Source organism: Microbacterium sp. GW823-FHT02G05 (assembly GCF_058797175.1).
This window is the reverse complement of sequence record NZ_JBXAJK010000001.1, coordinates 939,208-960,255: the sequence shown is the minus strand read 5'-3', so window position 1 is coordinate 960,255 and position 21,048 is coordinate 939,208. Positions and strand designations below refer to the sequence as shown.

19 protein-coding genes are annotated in these 21,048 nt (G+C 67.4%); 6 read left to right on the top strand and 13 right to left on the bottom strand.

Going from position 1 to position 21,048, the window contains the following annotated elements; translation table 11 throughout:
- Positions 1 to 5 precede the first annotated feature (5 nt).
- From AC1REM_RS04500 to AC1REM_RS04485, 4 genes are all read right to left on the bottom strand, one after another.
- Positions 6 to 1,061: an ABC transporter substrate-binding protein gene (locus AC1REM_RS04500; protein ID WP_492513529.1), complete on the bottom strand. Its 1,056-nt coding sequence runs from the start codon at positions 1,059 to 1,061 to the stop codon at positions 6 to 8.
- A gap of 63 nt (positions 1,062 to 1,124) precedes the next feature.
- Positions 1,125 to 1,931, bottom strand: coding sequence for an ABC transporter ATP-binding protein (locus tag AC1REM_RS04495; RefSeq protein ID WP_492513528.1), 807 nt, complete (start codon positions 1,929 to 1,931; stop codon positions 1,125 to 1,127).
- Positions 1,918 to 2,748, bottom strand: coding sequence for an ABC transporter permease (locus AC1REM_RS04490; RefSeq protein ID WP_492513527.1), 831 nt, complete (start codon positions 2,746 to 2,748; stop codon positions 1,918 to 1,920). Before AC1REM_RS04490 ends, AC1REM_RS04495 begins: the two co-directional genes overlap by 14 nt.
- Positions 2,738 to 3,523 (bottom strand): ABC transporter permease, encoded by a 786-nt coding sequence (locus tag AC1REM_RS04485; RefSeq protein ID WP_492513526.1) that lies wholly within the window; start codon positions 3,521 to 3,523, stop codon positions 2,738 to 2,740. The genes AC1REM_RS04490 and AC1REM_RS04485 overlap by 11 nt, the downstream gene beginning before the upstream one ends.
- 176 nt (positions 3,524 to 3,699) lie before the next feature.
- Between AC1REM_RS04485 and AC1REM_RS04480 the strand changes: the two genes are divergently transcribed.
- The 4 genes from AC1REM_RS04480 to AC1REM_RS04465 all read left to right on the top strand — a co-directional run bounded on the left by AC1REM_RS04480 (position 3,700) and on the right by AC1REM_RS04465 (position 7,214).
- Entirely contained in the window at positions 3,700 to 4,560 is an 861-nt protein-coding gene (locus tag AC1REM_RS04480) for an ROK family protein (RefSeq protein ID WP_492513525.1), read from the top strand.
- A gap of 50 nt (positions 4,561 to 4,610) precedes the next feature.
- Complete coding sequence (locus AC1REM_RS04475) at positions 4,611 to 5,339, top strand: hypothetical protein (RefSeq protein WP_492513524.1); 729 nt, start codon at positions 4,611 to 4,613, stop codon at positions 5,337 to 5,339.
- A gap of 125 nt (positions 5,340 to 5,464) precedes the next feature.
- Positions 5,465 to 6,043, top strand: coding sequence for a nitroreductase family protein (locus tag AC1REM_RS04470; RefSeq protein WP_492513523.1), 579 nt, complete (start codon positions 5,465 to 5,467; stop codon positions 6,041 to 6,043).
- A gap of 121 nt (positions 6,044 to 6,164) precedes the next feature.
- Positions 6,165 to 7,214, top strand: a complete 1,050-nt coding sequence (locus AC1REM_RS04465; RefSeq protein WP_492513522.1) for a hypothetical protein — start codon at positions 6,165 to 6,167, stop codon at positions 7,212 to 7,214.
- A 17-nt stretch (positions 7,215 to 7,231) separates the two neighbouring features.
- On the opposite strand, the gene AC1REM_RS04460 is transcribed toward AC1REM_RS04465, so the two are convergent.
- From AC1REM_RS04460 to coaBC, 4 genes are all read right to left on the bottom strand, one after another.
- The gene (locus AC1REM_RS04460) at positions 7,232 to 7,696 is read right to left on the bottom strand and encodes a hypothetical protein (protein WP_492513521.1); all 465 of its coding nucleotides are present in this window, start codon (positions 7,694 to 7,696) and stop codon (positions 7,232 to 7,234) included.
- Between the two features lie 62 nt (positions 7,697 to 7,758).
- Positions 7,759 to 9,903 (bottom strand): ATP-dependent Clp protease ATP-binding subunit, encoded by a 2,145-nt coding sequence (locus AC1REM_RS04455; protein ID WP_492513520.1) that lies wholly within the window; start codon positions 9,901 to 9,903, stop codon positions 7,759 to 7,761.
- Positions 9,839 to 11,062: a hypothetical protein gene (locus AC1REM_RS04450; RefSeq protein WP_492513519.1), complete on the bottom strand. Its 1,224-nt coding sequence runs from the start codon at positions 11,060 to 11,062 to the stop codon at positions 9,839 to 9,841. Before AC1REM_RS04450 ends, AC1REM_RS04455 begins: the two co-directional genes overlap by 65 nt.
- Positions 11,063 to 11,235: 173 nt before the next feature.
- Positions 11,236 to 12,456, bottom strand: a complete 1,221-nt coding sequence (gene coaBC / locus AC1REM_RS04445) for a bifunctional phosphopantothenoylcysteine decarboxylase/phosphopantothenate--cysteine ligase CoaBC (RefSeq protein ID WP_492513518.1) — start codon at positions 12,454 to 12,456, stop codon at positions 11,236 to 11,238.
- A gap of 136 nt (positions 12,457 to 12,592) precedes the next feature.
- Between coaBC and AC1REM_RS04440 the strand changes: the two genes are divergently transcribed.
- Positions 12,593 to 15,139, top strand: a complete 2,547-nt coding sequence (locus AC1REM_RS04440; RefSeq protein WP_492513517.1) for a lamin tail domain-containing protein — start codon at positions 12,593 to 12,595, stop codon at positions 15,137 to 15,139.
- A gap of 72 nt (positions 15,140 to 15,211) precedes the next feature.
- Here AC1REM_RS04440 and AC1REM_RS04435 read toward each other — a convergent pair whose 3' ends face one another.
- From AC1REM_RS04435 to AC1REM_RS04420, 4 genes are read right to left on the bottom strand one after another with little or no spacing between them, the layout of a single operon-like run.
- Complete coding sequence (locus AC1REM_RS04435; RefSeq protein ID WP_492513516.1) at positions 15,212 to 16,381, bottom strand: cytochrome P450; 1,170 nt, start codon at positions 16,379 to 16,381, stop codon at positions 15,212 to 15,214.
- An 11-nt stretch (positions 16,382 to 16,392) separates the two neighbouring features.
- Positions 16,393 to 17,439 carry a zinc-binding dehydrogenase gene (locus AC1REM_RS04430; protein ID WP_492513515.1) on the bottom strand — a complete coding sequence of 349 codons (1,047 nt, stop codon included), beginning with the start codon at positions 17,437 to 17,439 and terminating at the stop codon, positions 16,393 to 16,395.
- 17 nt (positions 17,440 to 17,456) lie between these two features.
- A complete protein-coding gene (locus AC1REM_RS04425) occupies positions 17,457 to 18,587 on the bottom strand; it encodes an NAD(P)/FAD-dependent oxidoreductase (protein WP_492513514.1) in 1,131 nt (376 codons plus the stop codon).
- Between the two features lie 2 nt (positions 18,588 to 18,589).
- On the bottom strand, positions 18,590 to 18,817 hold the full coding sequence (locus tag AC1REM_RS04420) for a ferredoxin (protein WP_492513513.1): 228 nt from the start codon (positions 18,815 to 18,817) through the stop codon (positions 18,590 to 18,592).
- Between the two features lie 200 nt (positions 18,818 to 19,017).
- Between AC1REM_RS04420 and AC1REM_RS04415 the strand changes: the two genes are divergently transcribed.
- Complete coding sequence (locus tag AC1REM_RS04415) at positions 19,018 to 19,941, top strand: aminoglycoside phosphotransferase family protein (RefSeq protein WP_492513512.1); 924 nt, start codon at positions 19,018 to 19,020, stop codon at positions 19,939 to 19,941.
- Between the two features lie 11 nt (positions 19,942 to 19,952).
- Here AC1REM_RS04415 and AC1REM_RS04410 read toward each other — a convergent pair whose 3' ends face one another.
- Positions 19,953 to 21,023, bottom strand: a complete 1,071-nt coding sequence (locus AC1REM_RS04410; protein WP_492513511.1) for a PucR family transcriptional regulator — start codon at positions 21,021 to 21,023, stop codon at positions 19,953 to 19,955.
- Positions 21,024 to 21,048 lie beyond the last annotated feature (25 nt).

Here is a 21,048-nt window from a genome sequence, read left to right as displayed (position 1 = left end):
AGGGATTACTTGGAGCCGAGGGCGAGCGCGCCCTCGATGGCCGAGACGTTGAGCCAAGTGGGCTCGAGCACGTCTGTCGCCGTGCCGTTGCGAACCAGCATGTCCTGGTAGGCGTTCACACTCTTCTCGGCGTCGCCCGAGGTGAAGATCTTCTGGCCACCGGCGAGGTCGACCCACTCGTACAGGCCGATCGTGCGCTTGAGGTCTTCATCGGTCTGAGTGACACCGGTCTCCTTGTAGAAGCCCTTGGCCAGCTCGAACGCCTTGTCCGCATCGGATGCGAACAGCGCATTGGCGCGGAAGACGGCCTCGGTGAACTTCGCGACGGCCTCGGGGTGCTCCGCCAGGAACTCCTTGCGGACGACCATCGTCGGGTATGCGGCCACGTCGAGCTTCGACATGTCGCAGATGTTCTCGTAGCCGTCGGCCTCGAGCTGGAAGGAGAACGGAGGGTAGGCGGATGCGGCGACGCCGTTGCCCGAGGCGAGGGCGGCGACGATGTCGACCGGGGCGAGGTTGACCGGCTGGATGTCCTCGAACGCGAGGCCGAACTGGTCGAGGCATCCTTCGAAGAACAGCTGGTCGGTCGAGCCCTGCGTGAACAGCACCTGCTGAGCCGCGAGCTTGTCCTTGGCGTTCTTGGCCGTGATCCCGCTGTCGCTCTTCACGTAGATGCCGTGCGCGAAGGGCTCGTTGCCGAAGAAGCCGATGGTCTGCAGGTCCCACGCCTTGCCGGCGTTGATCGCGGGAAGCTCGCCGGTGAAAGCGATGTCCCAGTCGCCGCGAAGGCCGGCCTCGACCTGCGGCGCACCGTTCGGGTAGATCTCGGCGAGCTCGATGCTCACGCCGTTCTCTTCGAGGTAGCCGAGCTGGTCGGCGGCCCACCACTGGGCAAGCGCGAAGACCGGTTGCGCGCCGATGCGGATCGTGACGTCGTCGGCGGCGGCGGCGCCCTCGGACTCGGCGGGAGCGGGAGCAGCGGAGCTGCAGGCGGTCAGGCTGAGCGCCGCGGCGGCGACCAGGGCGACGCCGGCGAGTGCGGTGCGGGTAGAGCGAAGCATGGTGATTCCTTCCTTGGAACTTTCTTCGGGTTCGGGTGGTGCGGTGGTGCGGTGGTGGGTGGATCAGGCCGGTCGCGGGCTGGAGATCTCTTCGCGGACCGAGGACCAGATGCGCTCGCGCCAGTACGAGAAGCGCTCGCTCGTGTAGGCGTCGTCGACCGGGCCGCCGCGCCACTCCTCGCGGCCTTCGATCTCGACGTCCTCCTTGATACGGCCGGGGCGCGCGGTCATCACCAGGACGCGATCCGACATGAAGACGGCCTCTTCGACGGCGTGCGTGATCATGAGCACCGTCAGGTCCTGCTCACGGCAGATGCGGGAGATGTCTTCCTGCAGGATGATGCGCGTCTGCGCGTCGAGGGCGCCGAACGGCTCGTCCATGAGGAGCACATCGGGGCGCATCGCGAGCGAGCGGGCGATCGCGACGCGCTGCTTCATGCCGCCGGAGAGCTGGCTCGGGTAGTGGTCCTCGAAGCCGGCGAGCCCGACCATCGTGAGGTACTCCTCCACCCGCGCAGCGCGCTCCGCCTTGCTGAGTCCTGCGACCTTGAGGCCGAACTCCATGTTCTTCGCGACGGTCATCGCCGGGTACAGCGCGAAGCTCTGGAAGACCATGCCGCGGTCGCGGCCAGGGCCGGTGACCTTCTTGCCGTCGACCTCGATCGTGCCGCTCGTGGCGTCTTCGAGACCGGCGACGATGTGCAGGAGCGTGCTCTTGCCGCAGCCGGATGGTCCGACGAGCGTCACGAAGCCGCCGCGCGGCACGTCGAAGGAGACAGGCTCGAGCGCCTGCAGGGGGCCCTTGCGGGTCTGGAAGACCTTGGTGAGCGCGTCAATGCGCAGCTTCGGGGTCTGGTCAGTGGCGGTCATCGGTGTTCCTCCAGCGGAGCAGCGGACGGGTGACGATTGTGAGGAGAGCGTCGACGGTGAGGCCGATGAAGGCGATCACGAGCATGCCGACGACGATCAGGTCAGGCTGGAAATCCTGCTGACCGCGGATGATGAGGAACCCGAGGCCCGACTTGGCGCTCACGAGCTCCGCGGCGATCACGGCCATGAGACCGTTGCCGAGGGCGACCCGCAGACCGCTGACGAGCTGCGGCAGTTCGGTCGGGATCACGATCTGCACGAGCTGGCGGAGCGAACTCGCGCCCGCGGTCCGCGCAGCGCCGATGACCTGCGGATCGATGCTGCGGGCACCGTGATACGCGTTGATCACGATCGGCGGGAAAGCCGCGATGAAGACGAGCAGGAGCTCCGTGACGAGGCCGGTGCCGAGCCACAGGATGGCCAGGGGGATCCAGGCCAGCGGCGGCACGCTGCGCAGTGCGTTGAAGAGCGGGTTGAGGGCAGCATCCGCAAACCGATACCAGCCCATGAGCATGCCCAACGGAACGCCGAGCCCGACGGCCGCGAGCACACCCAGCGACCAGCGGATCATCGACTGCCCGATGTGGCCCCACAGGGTCTCACCGGCATACGGCTCGATCATGAGGTTCGCGGCGGTGCCGAACACCTCCATGAGCGGCGGAAGCGTGCGGGTCGGGATGAGGCCGAGCAGGTCATCGAAGATGAACCAGGCCAGCAGCAGCACGAGGATCGAGATCGCACCGCGGCGCACTCCCGAGCTGATGCGCGGGCGTGATGCCGGCACGATCGTTGTGGCGGCGACGGTTTCAACGCTCACGAGAAGCTCCATCCCAGACGAGGGCCCGCGCGAACGCGTGCTTGAGCACGAAGGTCATTGCCAGGCCGAGGAGGCCGATCAGGATCATGCCGACCATGATGATGTCGGCCTGGAATGCCGAACGCGCGATCTGCATCATGTATCCGATACCAGCCTGTGCGGCCAGCAGTTCTGCGGCGACGAGCGTCATCCATGCGCCGGTGAGCGCGAGGTTGGTGCCGACGAGGATGCGCGGGAGCGCCGTGGGGACGACGACAGAGCGCAGCGTCTGCCACCGGGATGCTCCCGAGACGCGAGCGGCTCCGATGAGCCCCTTGTCGACGCCGCGGACGGCCTCGTAGGCGTTGATCACACAGGGGGCGAATGCCGCCATCACGACCACGAAGATGCGCGCGCCCGGGGTGATGCCGAACCAGAGCAGGGCGAAGGGGGTCCAGGCGATCGGCGGAATCGGACGGATCAGGTTGAAGAGCGGCTCGAGGAACTCACGCGCCTTCTTGTTCCATCCGAAGAGGATGCCGAGGGGAACGCCGATCACGACGGCGAGCAGCCATCCGACAACGACGACTCCGAGGCTCGCCCACAGGTGAGTGAGCAGCGTCGAGCCCTGGTAGGGGTTGGACAGCATCCATACGAAGCGGTTCCAGACCGTGACCGGCGAAGGCAGCATCACCGGGGGCGCGAGACGCAGCACATCACTGGCGACGTACCACGCCAGCAGCGCGGCGACGATCGATGCCACCGAGATCAGCGTGTAACGCATTCGCTTGGGCACGAGCCACCCCTTCCTTTTCGTCATTGATAGTTTCAGGTTGAACTAAAGGCAATCATGCACAGCCGAAAGCGTCCTGTCAACACGAGGCCGCTCGTGCGTTCATCTTCGATACTTTCCCGTAATGATGCGTCGCATGACGACTTCCCTCCTTTCTATCAATTTGGTATAAAGACCTCATGACCTTCTCTCAGAACGACGCCGGACGCCGGTTGATCGGCATCGACGTCGGCGGCACCAAGGTGCGCGCCATCGCCGCAGACGAGCACGGCGTCGTGCTCGCCGAGGCGACGGAGCCGACCGCGCCGGAGATCGTCGCGCAGCTCGTCCGCCTCATCCGCGACCTCGGCCCCGCACACGGCATCGGCATCGGAGTGCCCGGGGCTGTGCACCCTGAGACGGGCGTCATCACCAAGGTGCCGAACGTTCCCGAACTTGAGGGACTCACTCTCTCCGCGCATCTGCAGCAGGCACTCGGCGCTCCCGTCGCTGTGGAGAATGACGTCCTCACGGCGGCACTCGCAGAGCGCGGCGAGGACGCGGGCGAGCCGCTCGCCGTCGTCGCCGCCGGCACCGGAATCGGTCTCGGACTGGTGTACCGCGGATCGGTCCTGCGCGGGGCTCATGGCGCCGCCGGCGAGATCGCCGACCTGCCACTCCCGGACGGGCGCATCCTCGAAGACCACGTCTCGATCAGCGGCCTGCTGCAGGCATATCGCGCGGCCGGAGGAACAACAGCCGCCGACACCAACGAGCTGTTCGACGAGGCATCCGCGGGCTCCCCCGCCGCCACTCAGGCGATCGATGAGTACGCGAAGTGGCTCGCCTACGGCATGCGCACGGTCGTCGCGACCGTCGATCCGGGGCGGATCGTGCTGACCGGCGGCCTCGGCGGCGCACCCGCCACCCGCGCAGCGCTCCGTCGGCACCTCGACCCGGCGATCGACGCGATCATCGTCGTAAGTGAGCACGGCGGCGATGCCCCCGCGCAGGGTGCGTTGCGGCTCGCTGCGGCGGCGTCGCTCTCGCCCGCACTGTAGGTCCTGCGCCCCTGCTGACAGGGCCAGGCGGACAGTAGGCTGTCAGCATCATGAACGAGTTCTGGACCTTCGCCGGCAACTACTGGTGGTTGGCGTTTCCGATCCTCGCGATGACGTCCGGCGCGGTCGGCGGCGTCTACAAGGCGATGGAGAAGAGTGCGAAACGCCGCCACGAGCGTCGCATGGAGACGCTGCGCCTCAAGGCGGAGATCAAGACCGCGCAGATCGCCGCGCGCGGAGGAGCACCTGCGCGGACCGTTCTTCCCGCGAAGAGCGCGCCTGCCGCAGCATCCGCGCAGCTCCTCGCGCGCACCCTCGCCGAACATGACGAGATCACCGCCCGCTGGCTCGACTACGAGCTCGACGTCGCGAAGCTCATCGCCTTTCCTGCCATGAGTGACGGTCGGCAGCCGTTGACGGCGGCGTTCCTCCGCGCGAAGAAGACCGCGGATGCGCTGCGCCCCGCCTCCGCCGACGCCAAGATCACCGAGCAGCAGGCGGCCGAGTACCTCGATGCCGTCGGCGACTACGCTGTCGCGTTCGAGATCGCCGAGAAGGATGCGCGCCGACTGCGCAACTCGACCTTCACCGAGGACGAGCGCAAACGTCTGGACCGCGCACAGCAGCTGCTGAAGGTCGCCGTCGACGAGTCCGCGACATCAGCCGAACGCCAGGCCGCGTACAAGCGCGTCCGCCAAGAGCTCGACGGCCTCATCTCGCTGTCGGACGAAGCCGTGCAGGTACTCGAGAAGAAGGTCGCTCCGGAACTCGGGGCGTGAGCACCCCTCCGCGTCAACTCGCGCGCTCTCGCTGGCGAAGCGCGGAATATCCATCCGCGTGCATGCGTTTACGATCATGTTGCGGACAGCGTGGTCCAAGCACTCCGACCACGAAAGGCCTCTTCATGACTGCTGTCCTCGATCGCACCGCTCCCACCGACCACCCCGTCGTCCTCGACGGGCGCTGGAGCCCTCGCGCGTTCGACCCGATCACGCCCATCGATGAGGACGCTCTCTCCTCGGCCCTTGAGGCCGCACGCTGGTCGCCTTCTGCCAACAACGTGCAGCCCTGGCGCTTCATCGTCGCCCGTCGCGGGTCCGAGCTTCACCGCCAGCTCTTCGGCACGCTCGCCGGGTTCAACACCGCGTGGGCAGGTTCCGCTGCGGCGCTGATCGTCGCCGTCGCCGAGACGACCGATGCCGAGGGCCAGCCGATTCACTTCGCCGCGTACGACCTCGGCCAGGCAGTCGCGCACTTCACCGTGCAGGCCCACCACGACGGTCTGCATGTGCACCAGATGGGTGGCTTCGATCGTGCCGCCGTCAGTGAGATCGCCGGCCTCGAAGGCCGCTTCGTTCCCACGACAATGATCGCTGTCGGCCTCGTCGGCGACCCTTCATCCCTGCCCGGCCCGCTCGCTGAGCGCGAGGTCGCACCGCGCGAGCGTCGCGTGCTGGCCGAGACGGTTCTTCTCAACGACTGAGTTGTCATCGACAGCCCTGGCCGTCATGCATTCTGCGTGGCGACCAGGGCGATTTCGCGTGTAGCTGCATTCCGATGTCACACAGAGCGGTAGCGATGTGCGGGCTTCCTACGATCGGGGCATGACTACGCCTGCGAACCAGAGTCGACCCCGACGGAAGCAAAGCCCGACCCCAGACGGTCTCTTCACCATTCGGCTCGCATCCGTCCAAGTAGTCGTCCTCGGCAGCCTGTTGGCAGCAAGCAGTGTCCCGGTCGCGAGCGGTATCACGGCCCTTCTGTCCCTGAACATGGCCGTCACGGTGAATCGCGCGCTCGGCGAGGCTGGCTCCGCCGCATCCTGGGTACTCCCGATGTGCATGTCGGCACTCATCGCTGGCATCGCGGTCATCTACCTTCCCGACTGGCGGGCCCGCGCAGCCATCGGACGTGTCGACCTGGTCGATTCCGCAGAAGTGCGCCGCCTCATCGGCAACCTATGCCTGGGGGTCGCTCTCGCCCTGTTCATCTGGACAATCTGGATCGTGCTTGCATGGCTGATACCAGGGTGGAGCCCCGGCTCTTCGGGAGTGGGGACACTGATCGGACTAGTACTGACATTGACGCTGGCGCTTCTCGGCTCACGAGCATCGTTGGGAACACGGGAACAGCGCCGAAGCGATGCCCGCGCAGTGCTCGTGCAGCGGCGACTGAAAGTACCTCGCGTGACCTCCCAGACGATCCATGTGAATGAGCGCCCGGCATGGTGGCCTGTTGCCCTCGGTGTTGGGGTTCTGCTCGCGCCAGCGCTGCTGTTCCTCGTTCTCAGCAAATTCGGTGCCATGGAGGCGCGAACCGCCTGGGCGGTTTTCGGATACCTCGTCGTCTTTTGCTGGATTCCGATAGCGCTCTGGATCGAAGCATTTTCGGGCCGCGAAGCCACTCAGTGCGCAGCACGTATCACCGCAATCATCACAACGGCTTTCGTATCGCTTGCGACTACTGTGGTCGTCGCCGTCGAAAGTGGAACACCTGCGCCAACGCTCTCGACGCTGGCACTGACGCTAGCGCCAATCGTCAATCTCGTACGCTGGCGCGGGAAGTATTTACTCGCCGCCGTCGGACTCCGTGGCCTGCAGAAATCGATCGCATCGACTTATGCGTACCTAAGCAGACTTCAACCGCACGCCTGACCCGAAGCCTTTGGCGTCTAGTTCGCGAGGACCGTAGCCGTCCGGCCGGCGACGATCCCGACAACAGCCATGACCAGTTGCGCGGCCAGCGCCAGAACGGCAAGGATCATCACCGGGACGAGGAACACTTCGCCCGCGCCAGCATCCATCCCGGTCCACGTCGTGAGCACCGAACCGACGGGACCGGCGTCTCCTCCGTCGACGATCACGAGGCCCATGACGACCAGCACGCCCCAGAGCGCATAGCTCGCGATCTCATACCCACGCCGCGTGCGTGCCGACATTCGCGCCTCGCGGTCGAAGAGCACGAGTACGGGCGGGATGTACATGGCGAGGAGCGCGATGGGCGACAGGAAGAGACCGATCGCGGCGAGCCATCCGAGCGGCGCCCCCAGCAGTCCCCTGCCGAAGAGCACCCATCCGATGAGCACGATCGGCGCGATCCACTGGAAGACGAACACGAATCGTCCCGAGAGCTTCATGCCGAAATGATAGTGGCGCGCATCCGCCGAAGCGTGATGCGCGCCACAAGTGAGATCGCGTCTTAGCGTTGCGGGATGAGCGTGAGCCCTGCCCCGTCGGTCGCGACGTCGACCCGCACGGTGTCGCCGTCGTGCACGCTGCCCGAGAGCAGCGCGGTGGCGAGACGGTTCTGGATCTCCTTCTGGATGAGCCGACGCAGCGGGCGCGCCCCATACACCGGGTCGTATCCGCGCTCGGCCAGCCAGGCGCGAGCATCCGGAGTCACCGCGAGAGTCAGCCGACGCTCGTGCAGGCGAGCCTGCAGCTGATCGACCGCGAGCTCGACGATCTGCGCGAGATCGTCTTCGCTGAGCGCCTGGAAGATCACGATGTCATCGAGCCGGTTCACGAACTCCGGCTTGAAGGCCTGGCGCACGAGCGCCTGCACGGCGTCGTTCTTCTCTTCGAGCGACAGCGTCGGATCGATGAGAATCGGCGAACCGAGGTTCGAGGTGAGGATCAGGATCACGTTCGAGAAATCGACCGTGCGCCCCTGACCGTCGGTCAGGCGTCCGTCATCCATGACCTGCAGGAGCACGTCGAAGACTTCCGGATGCGCCTTCTCGACCTCGTCCAGCAGCACGACGCTGTAGGGGCGGCGACGAACCGCCTCGGTCAGCTGACCGCCCTGCTCATAGCCGACGTAGCCCGGAGGGGCACCGACGAGCCGAGACACCGAGTGCTTCTCGCCGTACTCCGACATGTCGATCCGCACCATGGCGTGCTCGTCATCGAAGAGGAACTCCGCGAGAGCCTTGGCCAGCTCGGTCTTTCCGACACCGGTCGGCCCGAGGAACAGGAACGATCCGGTCGGACGCCCGGGATCGTTGATGCCCGCACGCGAGCGACGAACTGCATCCGACACCGCTGCGACGGCATTCTTCTGACCGATCAGGCGCTTACCCAGCTCGGCTTCCAGGTGCAGCAGCTTCTCACTCTCACCCTGCATGAGCCGGCCGACGGGAATACCCGTCCATGCGGCGATGACGGCGGCGATGTCCTCCTCGGTCACCTGCTCGTTGACCATGCGGGGCTCATCCGCTCCGGATGCCTCGGCCTGCTCGGCCTCGGCGATCTCGAGCTCAAGCCGCTTGATCGTGTCGTACTCGAGCTTCGACGCCTTGACGTAGTCGCCTTCGCGCAGCGCGCGGTCGCGCTCGGTCCTCGCTTCGTCGACCTTCTTCTTCAGGTCGCCGACGCGGTTGAGGCTCTGGCGCTCGCGTGCCCAGCGCTGTTCGAGAACATCGAGCTCGCGCTCCAAGTCAACAAGCTGCTCGCGAAGCGCAGCAAGGCGCTCTTTCGAAGCAGCATCCTTCTCCTTCTTGAGCGCCAGCTCTTCGAGCTTCATCCGGTCGACCTGGCGCTTGAGCTGGTCGATCTCGACGGGCGAGGAGTCGATCTCCATCTTGAGACGGGACATCGATTCATCCACGAGGTCGATCGCCTTGTCCGGCAGCTGACGGCTCGGGATGTAGCGGTTCGAGAGCGCAGCGGCAGCGACGAGCGCGCTGTCGGAGATCGTCACGCCGTGGTGCGCTTCATAGCGGCCCTTGAGCCCGCGAAGAATCGCGATGGTGTCTTCGACGGATGGCTCGCCCACGTACACCTGCTGGAAGCGGCGCTCCAGCGCAGCATCCTTCTCGATGAACTCGCGGTACTCGTTGAGCGTCGTGGCGCCGATCAGGCGCAGCTCACCGCGCGCAAGCATCGGCTTGAGCATGTTGGATGCCGCCACCGAGCCTTCGCCGCCACCCGCGCCCATGAGCACGTGCAGCTCATCGATGAAGGTGATGATGCGGCCATCCGACTCGGTGATCTCCTTGAGCACGCTCTTCAGGCGCTCTTCGAACTGGCCGCGGTACATGGCGCCGGCCACGAGAGCTGAGATGTCGAGAGAGACGAGCTCTTTGTCTTTCAGGGATTCGGCGACGTCACCGGCGACGATGCGCTGCGCCAGCCCTTCCGCCACGGCGGTCTTGCCGACGCCGGGCTCACCGATCAGGACAGGGTTGTTCTTCGTGCGGCGGGTGAGCACCTGGCTCACACGGCGAATCTCACTGTCACGACCGATCACCGGGTCGAGCTTGCCCTGGCGGGCGCGGTCAGTGAGGTTGATTCCGAACTGTTCGAGGGCGCTTTGCTGTTCGTCGTTCTGGGGCGTTGTCATCGTTTCCTCCTTGGAGAGACTCCTTCAAAGTTGAGTGGCTTGGACTCAAGTTTAACAGAGGGGCGGATGCTTCGCCAGGAGCCTCCGCATTTCGCGCGGCGATCATCCGATCCCTCCACGCGCGAACACGCCTCAACGCCCCAATCGTGGAAGCGTGCTCAATGATGGCCATCGGCCATATCCGACGACGAACCCACGGAACCGCGACCACGACAGCCGTCACCGCTGAGGCGCCGAGAACCCACCAGCCAAACGATGCGATGACCGTGGACGAAGTGATGACCACGATCGCGAGGGAGACACTCATAGCCAGTCCGACGATCCCGATACTCAGGGCCTGCACTACCCGCGCCCATGGCGACACCGACACATCGGCGGATACCCGCCAGCCAGCTACCACGAGCAGGTTGCCACCGAAGAGCGTCATCCCCAGCCCGAACATCGACGGGCCGTTCTCGCGCAGCCAATCCTCGCCCGTCACGATCAACACCCCGACGATCACTCCCCAGACGACGACCGGCCCGCCCCACAGGAGCAATTCTGCGAGCACTCGCTTCCACGTCGTCGGATACGAGTCCCGCCAGCGAATCCCTCGAGCCTGCGCACGCTTCTTGCGCGCATGCCAGACCTTCTTGGCCTCATGTGCACGAAGCTGCGGCGTTGCGCCCGATCCGACGACCTGCCCAGCCAGTCCGACAACCCACGAGACGAGAAGGATCGGAAGAACTCTCACCCACTCCCGTGGATTGTCAACGGCAATCACGATCGTTCCCGCGGCGACGATCGACAGTCCGATCACACAGATGAGCACGATCGCGGCGATCGCGAACCTCGCTCGCGCATCAAGCATGTGGTGTCCCCGGCCGAAGTTCGTAGCGGCGGCAAGTGCGACCAGAAGCGTTGCGATGACTCCGGCCACGCCGATGAAGTCGCCGAGGAGAGGCTGAAGCAGGCCTGCGATCTGCCCCAGTTGCAGCCAGTAATCCGGCTGGCTGGGACTCGTGAACACACCGGCCAGCATGAAGGGAATCAAGGCGCACGAGAACGTCAGGAACGGACCTGCGATGAGAAACAGTGCAGCCTGACTACTCTCCAGACTCCCGCCCACATGATTGCTATCGACCGGAGGGCCATGATTCTCGGTGCTCTGTGTGTTCACGCTCACATCATGGCGAACAGACCGGACTCGCGCGGCTTGTTTCCCGCAGCCTGTGGACGACACGCCCGGAGGAGGATGCCCGCGCCACGTTCGCGCCGCCGCTGCGAAGGAGAACTCGCTGATCGGAGGACTCTTCTGAGCAAGAGGCCCTCCGATGGAGGAGAAGGCCTCCGCTAGCGGGAGGCCCGCTGCGCAACAACCGCGTCGAGAATCGCCGCGGCGACCACGCGCTTCGGCCCGGAAGCCTCACCCACGACAGCGCCTTCCGCACCGATGATCTCCACCGCGTTGTCGGCCTTCTCGAAACCGTGCTCCTCGTTCGCAAGATTCACGGCGAGCAGGTCGACGCCCTTGCGTTCTCGCTTGCGGCGAGCGCGATCGCGACGGGCTGCGGCATCCAGATCGGTCTCCGCGGCGAACGCGACGACGATCTGACCTGGCACGCGCGCTGCCGCCAGCCCTGCAACCACATCGTCGTTCTCGACGAGTTCGATGCGCTCCAGCACACCGTCCTCCTTGGTCAGCTTCGAGGTCGAGACGGTCGCCGGCCGGTAGTCCGCGACCGCGGCGGCCATGATGATGACATCTGCGGTGGGCGCAGCATCCCCGATCGCGTCCTGCAGCTCGCGCGCCGTCCCCACCGAAACCACCCGCACTCCGGATGCCGCGGCGAGCACATCTCCCGAAATGTTCGCCGCCACCAGCGTCACGCTTGCGCCGCGGGCGGCCGCCTCCGCGGCGAGCGCCACCCCCTGCCGTCCGCTAGAGCGGTTGCCGAGGTAGCGCACGGGGTCGATCGGTTCGCGGGTTCCACCGGCAGAGATGACGACCCGCGCTCCATCGAGATCCTGTGGAGCGAGCACGGCGAACGCAGCATCCACCAGCGCCTCCGGCTCGACCATCCGCCCGGGTCCGCTGTCGCCGCCCGTCAGCTCACCCGCATTCGGGCCGACGATGTGCACGCCGCGTGCACGCAGTGTCGCGATGTTCGCCTGCGTCGCCGGATGCTGCCACATCTCCGTGTGCATGGCGGGGGCGATCACGACCGGTGCCTTCGTCGCCAGCAGCGTCGTGCCGAGCAGGTCATCGGCGAGCCCTGCCGTCATCTTCGCGATCGTGTTCGCGGTGGCGGGGGCGACGATGACGAGCTCTGCGTTCTGGCCGAGGGCGACGTGGCGCACTTTTGCGACGTCGTCGTGCACGCTCGTCGTGACCGGGTTGCGACTGATCGCCTCCCACGTCGGCAGGCCGACGAAGCGCAGCGCATCCTCGGTAGGGATGACATGCACCTCATGCCCCGCTTTGATCAGCAGCCGCACGAGCTGGACTGACTTGTACGCGGCGATACCACCGGTGACCCCTACGACGATGTTCACGCTTCGATTCTGCCTCACGCGGTGCGCGCACGGTCGGGTGGACGTTCATGCCGACGCACCGGGGCGTTCACCGGACGCACGGCCCGCGTTCACCCGACCTCGGGAGCGTGAACGGGCATGCGCGTGACATCGCGCCCACCCGAAGGAGCTGCTCTTGCGTTCATCCGTCCGACCTCCGAATCGCACCGTCGCCCGCGGTGCATCGACCGCGCTCGCCGCGTTCGCACTCGTCGCGCCGCTGCTGGCGGCGAGCCCCGCGGCAGCCGCCGAGCCACTGCCCGCGGCTGCACCGGCTCCAAGCATCCGCATCAACGAGGTGTTCCAGAACAACAGCACCGTCGCGGATGCTGTCGAGCTGACCAACACCGGTGACGCGGCCGTCGATCTCTCGGGCTGGGTCGTCAAGGACGACAAGGACGACCGCACCTTCGCGATTGCCGCCGGAACCCTCCTCGCCCCGGGTGCCTTCGCGCTGATCACGGTCGACGACGATTCCGAATCGGGCTTCGGTCTGGGCCGCGCCGACACCGTGCGTGTCTACCTGCCGGACGCGACGACGCTCGTTGACCAGTTCGCCTGGACCGACCACGCCCCCACTTCCTACAGCTTCTGCGGTGACGGATTCCTCGTCTCGGTGACGGCGACGCCGGGTGCGGCGAACGACTGCACGATCCCGGAGAAGCCGGTCGACCCCGTCAACCCGGTCGATCCTTCGACGATTCCGAAGGTCGTCGTCAACGAGGTCGAGTCCAGCGACGGTGTTCCCGGCGACTGGATCGAGTTCTACAACACCGAGGCATCCGCCGTCGATCTCTCGGGCTTCATCGTGCGCGACAGTGACGATGCGCACGTGGCCGTGATCCCGGCGGGCACGAGCATCCCCGCGGGTGGCTTCTGGGTCGCCGAGGAGACCTTCCTCGGATACGGACTCGGCAAGGCCGACTCGGCACGTCTGTTCCTCGCCGACGGCGTCACGCTCGTCGACTCCTACTCCTGGACGGCGGGCGCCGACGGCGGCCACTCCCCGACCACGTTCGGCCGCTGCCCCGATGGCACGGGAGCGTGGGGCGTCACGACGGCACCGACCAAGGGCGCTCCCAACGACTGCGCGACGCCCGTGCGCATCAACGAGATCGAGAGCAACGGCGATGCCGTGGGCGACTGGATCGAGCTCATCAACATCTCGAACGAGCCGGTGGACGCCTCAGGCTTCAGCCTGCGCGACTCCGGCGACAAGGCGCCGGTCGTCCTTCCCGTCGGCACGACGATCGCCGCGGGCGGATACCTGCAGGTGAGCGTGTTCGAGAACTTCGGTCTGGGCGGAGCGGATGCTGCGCGTCTGTTCGATGCCACCGGCACCCTCATCGACGAGCACGCCTGGTCCGCGCACGCCGCGATCACGTGGGCGCGTTGCCCCGACGGCACGGGCGCTTTCGCCGAGAGCACCGCGGCGACGCCGGGTGCGGCGAACGCCTGCGTCAGCACGGAACCCACCGCGGACGTCTGGCCCGGTGCAGCCGACATCACGGCAGCAGATGTCGCGGGAACCTTCGGATCGGACATGAGCGGCCTCTCCTTCTCTGCCGACGGCACCGTCCTCTGGGCGGTCAACAACGGCAACGGCACGCTGCACCGCCTGGTGCGCGACGGCGCCGCCTGGGTTGAAGATGCCGGCTGGACCGGCGGAAGCGCCCTGCGCTACCCCGACGGCACGGGCAAGGTCGACGCGGAAGGCGTCGCCCTCGTCGGCGACCAGATCTTCGTGGCATCCGAGCGCAACAACAGCGCCAGCAAGATCAGCCGCCCGTCCGTGCTGCGGTACCAGCCCGGACCGACCGCGGGTGAGCTCGTCGCAAGCGCCGAGTGGAACCTGGTGAGCGATCTGCCCGTGGTCGGTGCGAACGCCGGCCTCGAGGGCATCGCGTGGATCCCGGATGCCGACCTCGTCGCCGCAGGATTCGTTGACGAGTCGACCGGCCTCGCCTACGATCCGAGCGGCTACGGCCCGCATGCCGGAGGCGTCTTCTTCGTCGCCCTCGAAGCGACCGGCGGCGTCTACGGCTACGTGCTCGACGCGGACGGTGCAGGCTTCACCCGCGTCGCGACGATCGACAGCGGCTTTCCCGGCGTCATGGAGCTGGAGTACGACCCCGCGTCCGACACGCTGTGGGCCGTCTGCGACGACACCTGCGAGGGCCGCATGGCCGCGCTGGAGATCGGTGCGGATGCTGCACCGGCAGCCCGCGCCGCATCCGGATCCTTCACCGTGTCGACCGTCGTCGCACGCCCCGCAGGCATGCCGAACCTCAACAACGAGGGCTTCGCGCTCTCCCCGATCTGCACCGGTGGGGCGCGCGGCGCCGTCTGGGCGGATGACGGTGAGACCGGCGGACACGCGCTGCGCGCAGGAGCGATGGCCTGCACGACCGATGGCGGCGGCGAACCGGGCGGCCCCGGAACACCTGGCGAACCCGGAACCCCCGGTGAGCCCGGCATCCCCGGCACCCCCGGAGGCGGCACCGACACCCCCGGCACGACGCCCGGAGGCGGCGCGAACGCGGGCGGCTCCGGAGCATCCGCTACCGGCGCCCTCGCGACCACCGGAGCCGAGCCCGCCTGGGCGCTCATCGGCATGGCGGTCATGCTCACGCTGAGCGGCGCGATCCTCGTGATCGCACGCCGCCGCCGCACCGAGAGCTGACGCACCACTCAAGGAGCGATGTTCGCCCTGGAATCGTCGAGATCAGGGTGAACATCGCTCCTTCAACGTCTATTAGGCGCGATGGGCCACCGTCGGCAACGAGGCGAGGCCACGGATGCGGTTGTTCAGCCGCGGCATCGGGGTGCCGATCTCGAAGCGCGCGGCCCGCGTGCTCAGCGCCTGCAGCAGGGAGATGGCCTCCAGCCGAGCAAGCCCTTGTCCCGCACAGCCGTGCACGGCGTATCCGAACGCGAGATGGTCGACGGGGTTGCGGTGCACATCAAACCGCTCCGGATCGTCCCACTTGCGCTCGTCACGGTTGCCCGAGGCGTACATCATCATGACGCGCGAGCAGGCGGGGATGACGACCCCGTCGACATCCGCATCCCGCGTCGTGACCCGACTGAACCACGACACCGGCGACTGGTGCCGCACGATCTCGTTGAATGCTCCGCCCATCAGTGACTGGTCGGCACGGATCGCATCCCACTGCTCCGGATGCTCCGCAAAGAGCTGGATCGCTGCGCTCACCGCATTGATCGTCGTGTCGAGCCCCGCCGTGACGTAGGCCGACATGAGAGGCACGCAGGAGTCACGATCGATCTTGCCCTCCGCCGCGGCATCGTAGATCGCCCGACCGAAGCTGCCCTCGGCGAGCGCATCGGAGTCGATCTCGGCGAGCATCGCGAACTGCTCCTCCAGCAGCGGCTGTGCCTCGAATGTGCGCGGCACCGGCGGTCCGCCCGCGTTGAATGCGGCCTCGGCCCACCCCAGCACCTTGGGCCGCATCTCCTGCGGAAGCCCCACGAGGTCGAGCACGATCTGCACAGGGAAGGGTGCGGCGAGGTCGGTCACGGCGTCGAACTCGCCCTGCGCCAGCACGCGTTCGACGTGCGCTTCGGCCTGTTCGCGGATCCATCCGCCCATCCCGCGCAGCGCCCGCGGTGACAGCTTGTCCGCCAGCACCCCGCGCAGCCGGTCATGCTCAGGCGGATCGGTCGCGATGATGAGCCCCTTGGTCGTGCGGTTCGACGCCTGGCTCAGACCGATCCCCTGCGCCGAGGAGAAGGTCTCCCAGTCGGCGAGTGCCGCACGCAGCGGCTCGTATCGCCCAATGGCCCAGACGCCGTAGCGTTCCAGGAACACGGCCGGTCCTGCATCGCGGATCCGCCGGTATCCCTCGAAAGGCTCAGCGAGGGTCTCGTCCGTGAAGAGGTCGATGTCGAGTGTCGGTTGGATCATGGTCTGCTCTTTCATCTGCTCACGTCGAGGATGACCTTGAGGGCCTCCCTGCTGTCCATCGCCGCGTACGCGTCTGCCACGTCGCTGAGCGCGTACTCGGCCTCGACAAGGGGTGCGAGGTCGAGCGCCCCGGACCGCACCTCTTCGACGAGCCCCGGCAGGTAGTGCCGCGCAGGCGCCACTCCGCCGACGAGCGACACCTGGCGGGCGAACACCCGCATCGGCGCGATCGGTGCCACACCGTGCGGCACACCGACAAAGCTCATCCGTCCGCCGTCGCGCACAAGATCCAGCCCTGTGTCGAAAGACGCATCGACGCCAACGCACTCGATCACACGATCGGGGCGACGACCCCCGGTCGATGCGAGCACACTGCCCGCGGCGTCATCTCCCCGATGCGTGAGAAGAACGTCAAGCCCGTAGTCGGATGCCACGGCAAGCCGCGCCGGATTCTCACCGACGACGAGCACTCTGCCGGCACCCTGGCGGCGTGCGGCGATGCCCGCAGAGATGCCGACCGCACCGTCGCCGATCACGACGACGGCATCGCCGTCCGCGATCTCGGCGAGAATCGCGCCGTGCGTGCCGGTCGCGAAGACATCCGTCACGGGCATGAGCGCCCGCGCCAGAGCTCCGTCGAGCTCGTCGGCAGCCCACGGGAGTCGCACGAGGGTCGCGTCACCGAAGGGCACGCGGATCCGCTCGGCCTGCCCGCCACCGGCATCCTTCCCCCACATCCCGCCCCGCGCACAGAGCGAGGTGTGACCGCGGCCGCACGCCTCGCAGTCGCCGTCCGAGAACAGGAAGGGCGCGATCACCGCGTCGCCTACGGCAAGCCCAGCGACCTCCGCACCGAGTTCGCGCACGACCCCGAGGAACTCGTGCCCGCTCGTCGAGCCGGGCGTCTTCGCCACGAGACCGCGGTACGGCCACAGATCCGAGCCGCAGACCCCGGCGAAGCGGATGTCGACGATGACGTCGCGCGGGTCGACAATGACGGGTTCGGGCACGTCGGCGACGACGACCCGTCCGGGTTCTTCCAGAAGCGCAGCGCGCATGGCTTCTCCTTCGAGCGTCAGGAAGCGACGAGAGCGGGCTGCGCGAGTGCGCGCAGCTTCGTGATGGGGAAGCGTCGGTTCACGGATGCGGCGGCGACCGGCACCCCATCGACGCGGTATTGCAGCAGGAGTGAGTTCTCGTCCCAGGACCCGGCGATGATCTCCGGCTCGACGTCGGTCGGAATCTCCCCGCAGATCTTGAGGTCGAGTCCCCACTGCTCCGTCCAGAAATACGGCGCGGGAACGTACTCCGGCGCCTCGTCGCCGTGGAGCAGGGCCGCCGCCGCGACGCGCGCCTGATCGATCGCGGCTCCCCAGTGCGGGGTGCGACGTTCTCCCGTGCGCGCGACGTCGCCGATCGCAACGATGTCGGAGGCGATTCTGCAACGGCTGTCGACGAGGAGACCCCGCGGATCCGCGAGCCCCGCCGATGCGAGCCATTCGACGTTCGGCAGGTCGCCGACAGCACTGACGACGACGTCGACGCGCAGCTCCGCCCCACCGACGGTGCGCACCCCCTGCACGACGTCGTCGCCAATGAGCTCAATGCCCTCGGGGGCGACCACGAGGGAGACTCCGGATGCTTCGGCGACCGCCGTCATCCGCTGCGCCAGGTAGGCGCCGAACTGCCGGACGAGCGGGGGAACCAGATCGACGACGGTGACGTCGAGACCGAGATGCCGCGCGGTGGAGGCGATCTCCATGCCGAGAAATCCACCGCCGATCACGAGGACGGAGCGGGCATGTGCCCAGCGGGCTTCGAGTGCGAGCGCGTCGCCGATGCTGCGAAGCACGGTCTCCCCGACGCCATCCGCGCGCAGTGTGCGCGCCCGCGCTCCCGTGGCGATCACGAGGCCGTCGTAGGCGAGGGACTGTCCATCGGCGAGGTGGACGGTCCGCGCTTCGCGATCGAGAGCGACGGCGGCCGTTCTCGTGCGCAGCTCGACATCGGCGGGCAGCGGAGGGAGCGTGACGGAATCGAGCGTCTCTGTCTTCTTGAGCACGCCCTTCGAGAGCGGCGGACGCGAGTAAGGAAGGTGCGGCTCGGCACCGATCACGGTGATCCGCCCCACATGACCGGCACGGCGCAGAGCGTTGGCGGCGGTCACGGCCGCGATTCCGGATCCCACGATGACGATGTGCTTCATGCTCACCCTCCGACGCGCTCAGCTTCGAGCCGCAGCGCCGCGACCGGGCAGACGCGCACAGCAGCCTCCGCGTCAGTGATCGCCTGGGCTGTCACCGGGTGCGCAAGAGCGTGCAAGTAACCCTCATCGTCGAGTTCGAGCAGCCCGGGTGCCGCCTCGGTGCAGAAGCCATAGGCCTCGCAGCGGGTCTGGTCGATCGTGAGGGGGAAGATCCCGGTATCGGAGCCCATGATCAGCCTTTCGTCGGTGAACGGATGCGACGGGCTCACCGTCGTGCCGTCAGCCTACGAACGAGGAGGGAGACCACTCATCGGACTCCAGTCCGACATCCTCGGGCTTGCATCCGACACAGTGTCGCAATCCGACCGCACCTGATCGGATTCGCGTCTCACTCGGCCGAGGCCTCGCGGGCCGTGGTGAACTGTTGAGCATGGGCGAAGAGCAGCAGATCGTCATTCCTGCGGAGAGCCTCCGCAGGTTCGAGGACGGGGATGACGCGCGCCGCACCTGGGCGAGCGCGCTGCCGTCGATCGCCCACGATCTCGCGCGGCGGTGGGATCTTCGACCGGACGGAACGATCCGTTCGGGTGAGGCGGGGGTCCTCGTGCCCGTCCGCCGCTCCGACGGGACGCAGGCCGCACTGAAGCTGCAGGCTCCGAGCCCGGAGACTCGGGCAGCCGTTCTCGGCCTCGACCGGTGGGACGGCCGTGGAGTGGTTCGACTCCTCGACAGCGACACCGAGCGGGGTGCAATGCTGCTCGAGCGCCTGCACGGCGATCGCAGTCTTGAATCCGTCGAAGACGATGACGCGGCGATCCGCGTCATCGGTGGCCTCCTGACGCGGCTGCACGGCGTGCCTGCCCCCGATGGTCTCCCCACCCTCGGGGCGATCCTCGCGGAGATGATCGAGGGCGTGCCTCCGGCGATGCGTCATCTCGACAGCGACGATCAGTCTCGGATCGATCGCTGGGTACGCAGGGTCGCCGAGGTAGCGAGGGAGCCCGGCGCACGCTTCCTGCACTGGGACCTGCACTACGGCAACGTCCTCGCCGCCGACCGCGAGCCCTGGCTGGCGATCGATCCGGAGCCCCTCGTCGGCGATGCCGGGTTCGATCTCTGGCCTGCCCTCGACAGCGGGTGGAGCACGGATGACCGCGTCGCCGACGCGCCGCGCATCGTGCGGCGGCGCTTCGACATCCTCACCGAGATGCTCTCGCTCGACCGTGATCGTGCGGCCGCCTGGACGCTCGCCCGCCTGCTGCAGAACACGCTGTGGGACATCGAAGACGGGCACCGCGCCATCAGCGGCCCCGCGAAGACCATGGACGACGTGCTCCGCGCCGTCGACGCGTGAGCGTCGAGTTCTCAGTCGAGCAGGCCCGCGAACTGCGCGATGCGCAGACCGGCATGCAGATCCAGGCGTGCCGAACCGTCGTCGAGCCGGACACCCGACACCGCACTCGCGCGCTCCAGCCGGTGATAGACCGTGCTGCGCGCGATCCCGCGTGAGGCGGCCACGGCCGCCGCGTCGCCCCCGCGATCGAGAAACGCGAGAAGCGTGTCAGCAAGGTCGAGCCCCCGACTGTCAGCGAGCAGCATCCGCACGCTCCTCGGCAGATCCTCGTGCCGCACGAGCTCCAGCGGGATGCGCGCAAGCAGACGCTCGACGCCCAGGTCATCCCAGCGCACGAAGCTGCCGTGCTCGGTGTCACCGCGGGACGCGATCCGCGACGCCAGCACCGCCTGCCGCCATGATGTCGCCGCGTCCGCCAGAGGGAGCGCCGGGCCCACACCCACAGCGATACCCGGGCGCTCGCGCAGAGCATCGAGGGGAAGTTCATCGGCGACGATGAACGCCAGCACCCCGCCGACCTGCGCAGCGAGCGCACCGGGAAGCAGCAGCTCCGCGACTGCGGGAACCGTGCCGTCGGCGCGCACGGAGATCGCCCGAGAGGGCGTATCCGCCGTCAGGCCCGCGTCCTGCAGTTCGCTGACCGAGACCTGCCCGGCGATCAGACGACGCACCAGCTCCGAGCGATCATCGGCACTCGCGCGCGCGTGCAGCAGCTGGGCCATCGCTCGCACACGGGGACTGCCCTCGGCGCAACGCACCTGTGCGTCATCGTTCTCGTCGAGCCAGCTCACGAAGCCCATCAGCACGTCATCGACACGCAAAGGGAGCAGGATCCGCAGCGGAACGCCCGGCACCGCGGGGGTCTGCACCGGTCCGCGCGCCTCGCGCACGCCCGCAGCATCCAAGCCCTGCCGCACCGACTCGCGGGGCGAGCCGCGCAGGATCACACCCGCACGCGAGGGGTCGGCGTCGACGCTGTGCGGGGTGAACGCGACGACCGAGTACTCGGCGTCCAGCAGCACCAACGGCGCCCCGATCTCGTCAGCGAGTATCGCGAGCTGTTCATCGACCCCATCGTGCATAGCACCCCAGACTGTCACAGATCAG